Consider the following 4283-nt stretch of genomic DNA (forward strand, 5'->3'; position numbering starts at 1 on the left):
CGGCGGCGGATGGTGCGCGGGCGGCCCGGCCTGCGGCTGGCGCTGGCGGCCATCGGCGGCCCGCGCGAGGAAGCGGGGTCGGTCGTGCTGTCGCTCGGCCTTGGGCTGGCGGTGCTGGCGGCGGTCGGGCAGATCGACACCAACCTGCGCACGGCGATCGACACGGACCTGCCCGAGATCGCGCCGAGCTATTTCTTCGTGGATATCCAGCCCGACCAGATCGACGGGTTCCGCGCGCGGCTCGACGGCGATCCGGCGGTATCGCGGGTGGACGCGGCGCCGATGCTGCGCGGGGTCATAACCCATATCAACGGCACCCCGGCGCGCGACGTGGCCGACCACTGGGTGCTGCGCGGCGACCGGGGTGTCACCTATTCCGCCGCAGCGCCCGACACGGTGGAGGTGACGGAAGGCGCATGGTGGCCCGAGGGCTATGACGGCCCGCCACAGGTCAGCTTCGCCGCCGAGGAAGCGGTCGAGATCGGGCTGGAGCTTGGCGACACGATCACGGTCGATATCCTCGGGCGGCCCATCACGGCGGAGATCACCAGCTTCCGCGCGGTGGATTTCTCGAATGCGGGCATCGGCTTCATCCTGTCGATGAATCCCGCCGCGCTGCAGGGGGCGCCGCATACCTGGATTTCCACGGTCTACGCGGAGGAAGGGGCCGAGGCCGCGATCCTGCGCGACTTGGCCGGGGCCTATCCCAACATCACCGCCGTGCGGGTGCGCGACGCCATCGACAACGTGGCGCGCGTGCTGGCGGGGATCGCCGCGGCCACATCCTATGCCGCCGGGGCGACGCTGCTGACTGGCTTCGTCGTGCTGATCGGGGCTGCGGCGGCTGGCGAACGCGCGCGGGTCTACGAGGCGGCGCTGCTGAAGACGCTGGGGGCGACGCGGGCGCGCATCCTTGGCAGCTTCGCGCTGCGCGCGGGGCTGATGGGGGCCGCCGCGGGGCTCGTGGCGCTTGCCGCGGGGGCGGCCGCAGGCTGGGGCGTCATGACCTTCGTGATGGAGGCGCCGTTCCGGCTGGCATGGGGGTCGGCCATCGGCATCGTCGCGGGCGGCGTGCTGGCCACACTGCTGGCGGGGCTTGCCTTCGCCGCGCGCCCGCTGGCCGCACGCCCGGCGCAGGTGCTGCGCGCACAGGACTGACGCGGCGCAGGGGATGGCGGTGGCGCAGGGGGCTGCGCGCCCCTCGCCACCGCGGGATATTTCCGGACAGAAGACGAAGGGGTGAGATGGGGGCAGAGTCGACACTGGTGATCGGCGCGGGCCTGTGCGGGCTGACGGTGGCCGCAGGGCTGGCGCGGGCGGGCGTTCCGGTGACGGTTCTGGACAAGAGCCGGGGCTTGGGCGGGCGGCTGGCGACCCGGCGCGCGGGCGACTGGCGCTTCGACCACGGGGCACAGTATCTGCGGCCGAAATCCGACGCGTTCGCGGCGTTCATGGGCGGGCTTGGGCCGGCGGACTGGCCGCAGGTGCCGGGTGCCCGCGTCGGGACCCCGGGCATGAGCGCGCTGGTCAAGCCGTTGTCGTCGGGTCTTGACGTGCGGACGGGGCAGGGCGTGAGCGGACTTGCGCGCACGGGCGGTGCCTGGCTTGCGACGGATCGGGATGGCGTGGAACTGGCCCGCGCCGCGCAGCTCGTGCTGGCCGTGCCCGCGCCGCAGGCCGCGGCCCTGCTGCCGGACGATCCGCTGGGCGTGCAGGCGGGGGCGGTGCCGATGGACCCGTGCTGGACGCTGATGGCGGCGTTCGAGGCGCGTCCGGACCTGCCCGATGCCATGCGCAAGACGGATGCAGCCCTTGGCTGGATCGCGCGCGACGGGGGCAAGCCGGGCCGGACGGGCGAGACCTGGGTGGCGCAGGCCAGCGCCGGATGGACCCGCGCCCACCTCGACCTGCCGCGCGACGCTGCGGCTGCGGCCCTGCTGGACCTGCTTCGCGCTCGCGCGGGCGGGCGCCTGCCGGGGGTGCTGCATGCCGATGCCCATCGCTGGCTCTATGCGCAAGCGGCGGTGCCGTTGGGGCAGGGCTGCCTGTCCGATCCCGCGCGCGGTCTGGTGATCGCCGGGGACTGGTGCCTCGGCCCGCGCGCCGAGGACGCGTTCCACAGCGCACAGGTGGCGCTGGCAGCACTCGGTCACTGACCCTTTCCCCCGCTGCGGCAGCGCTGTATCGGACCGGCATGCAATTCCAGCTTTCCGCCCTGTCCGATCTGTTCGACGCCGGTTTCGACGACCTGATCGACGCGCGCTCGCCCGCCGAATACGCCGAGGACCGGCTGCCCGGCGCGATCAGCCTGCCCGTGCTCGACAATGACGAACGCGCGCAGGTGGGCACCATCTACGTCCAGCAAAGCCGCTTCGGCGCGCGCAGGCTCGGCGCCGCGCAGGTGCTGCGCAACATCGCGGACCATTTGGACGGGCCGCTCGCCGACCGGCCCGGCGGGTGGCGACCCTTGGTCTATTGCTGGCGCGGCGGGCAGCGGTCGGGCACCTTCGGATGGCTGATGCGCGAGATCGGCTGGCCCGCGCAGACGCTGGCGGGGGGCTATCGCAGCTACCGCCGTCTTGTGGTGCAGGCGATGTACGACACGCCGCTGCCGCACCGGCTGGTGGTGCTGACCGGCATGACCTGCACCGCCAAGACGGTGCTTTTGCACAAGCTGGCGGGCGCGGGCATGCAGGTTCTGGATCTCGAAGGGATCGGGCGGCACCGGGGCTCGATCTTCGGGGCGATGGCCGATCCGCAACCATCCCAGCGGGCGTTCGAGGGGGAGATCGCGCTGGCGCTCGCGCGGTTCGATTCCGCGAAGCCGGTGGTGGTGGAGGCCGAAAGCTCCAAGGTCGGCGACCTGATCGTGCCGCCTGTCCTCTGGGCCGCGATGTGCGCCGCGCCACGGGTCGAGGTCACGGCCCCGCTGGCCGCACGGGCCGCGCATTTCCCGCAGGCATATCCTGATCTTGTGGGCGACCCGGCTCGGTTCGCGGCGCTCGTGGGTCAGTTGCACCGCCTGCACGGGCGTGCGCAGGTTGCGCGCTGGCAGGAGATGATCGCCGAAGGCGACATGCCCGGCGTGGCGGCGGAGCTGATGACCACCCATTACGACCCGCGCTACGGCAAGTCGCAGGCGCGCTTCGCCGACCGGGTCGTGGCGCGGCAGGTGTTCGACCGGCTGGACGACGCCGCGCTCGATGCGGGGCTGCCCGCGCTGGCCGCCACGCTCGAACACGCCGCCAGGGGCGCGGCACCGGCCACGGGCGGACCCTGAAATTCTGGTATCCAGAATTTTAAGCCCCTGGCGGCGGTCGCGGCGCGCCGCCCCGTGCGTTCATTCCAGCACGATGCGCGGTGCCCCTGCGGTGACGGTGCCGATGACAGCGCTGCCGTGGCCCATGGCGCGCAGCTCCGCCACGCGCGCGCGCGCCGCGTCCGCGGGCACCGCCGCCAGAAATCCGCCACAGGTCTGCGGGTCGAACAGCAGCCGCGCGCGCGGGCTGTCGTCCAGCCCTTCGATCTGCCCCGCCGCGTGATCCCGGTTCGCGGGCGCAAGGGTGGATGCGATCCCGCGCGCCGCCAGCTGCAGGGCCGCGTCGAGCATCGGCACCGCCGCCAGATCGATCCGCGCCCCGCAACCCGATGCCCGCAGGAGCGCCAGCAGATGCCCGGCCAGCCCGAAACCGGTCACGTCCGTCATGGCATGCGCAACCGGGGCCAGGGCCGCCGCCGCATCCCCCTGCGGCGTGGCCATCAGGCGGTGAAGCGCGGCCAGGTCGTACCCCGCTGCGCGCCCGCGCATCCCCGCCGCCAGGATCGTGCCGGACCCGATGGGCCGGCTCAGCACCAGCGTGTCGCCGGGCCGTGCGCCCGCCAGCGTGATCGGGCGATCGGCCAGCCCCGTGACCGTGAACCCGATGGTCAGTTCGGTGCCCATGGTCGTGTGACCGCCCGCAAGCGTGACCCCGGCATCGGCCAGAACGCTGCCCGCGGCCGCGGTGATCTCGGCAAGTGTCCGGGCCTGCAGCGGCGCGGCCATGCGCGGCAGGATGATCGTGGCGAGCGCGGCCTGCGGCGCGGCCCCCATCGCCCAGACATCCCCCAGCGCATGCAGCGCCGCGATCCGCGCCATCAGCCCGGGATCGTCCACCACCGCGCGCAGGTGGTCGGTGGTGATGACCTGTCGCGTGCCGCCCGCGTCGATCACCGCCGCGTCGTCGCCGGGCCGCGACAGGATGTCGGGCCGCGCGGGCGCGGGCAAGGCGGCCAGCGCCGCG

General features: G+C 73.5%; 4 protein-coding genes. 3 read left to right on the forward strand and 1 reads right to left on the reverse strand.

Going from position 1 to position 4283, the window contains the following annotated elements; genetic code table 11:
• The 3 genes from DDE13_RS21895 to mnmH all read left to right on the forward strand — a co-directional run.
• Positions 1-1158: ABC transporter permease (locus DDE13_RS21895; protein ID WP_162631178.1), on the forward strand; the 1158-nt coding region annotated here is incomplete at its 5' end.
• A gap of 86 nt (positions 1159-1244) precedes the next feature.
• Positions 1245-2156: an NAD(P)/FAD-dependent oxidoreductase gene (locus DDE13_RS21900; RefSeq protein ID WP_111406323.1), complete on the forward strand. Its 912-nt coding sequence runs from the start codon at positions 1245-1247 to the stop codon at positions 2154-2156.
• 38 nt (positions 2157-2194) lie between these two features.
• Entirely contained in the window at positions 2195-3280 is a 1086-nt protein-coding gene (gene mnmH / locus DDE13_RS21905) for a tRNA 2-selenouridine(34) synthase MnmH (protein WP_111406324.1), read from the forward strand.
• A 60-nt stretch (positions 3281-3340) separates the two neighbouring features.
• On the opposite strand, the gene selD is transcribed toward mnmH, so the two are convergent.
• A partial coding sequence (gene selD, locus DDE13_RS21910; RefSeq protein ID WP_111406325.1) for a selenide, water dikinase SelD occupies positions 3341-4283 on the reverse strand: 943 nt, incomplete at its 5' end.

Source organism: Meridianimarinicoccus zhengii (assembly GCF_003254465.1).
Taxonomy (GTDB): domain Bacteria; phylum Pseudomonadota; class Alphaproteobacteria; order Rhodobacterales; family Rhodobacteraceae; genus Meridianimarinicoccus; species Meridianimarinicoccus zhengii.

Excerpts from the sequence above, each read along its gene's own strand:
- mnmH (WP_111406324.1), top strand. The coding sequence starts at position 2,195 with ATGCAATTCCAGCTTTCCGCCCTGTCCGATCTGTTCGACGCCGGTTTC.
- DDE13_RS21900 (WP_111406323.1), top strand. The coding sequence starts at position 1,245 with ATGGGGGCAGAGTCGACACTGGTGATCGGCGCGGGCCTGTGCGGGCTG.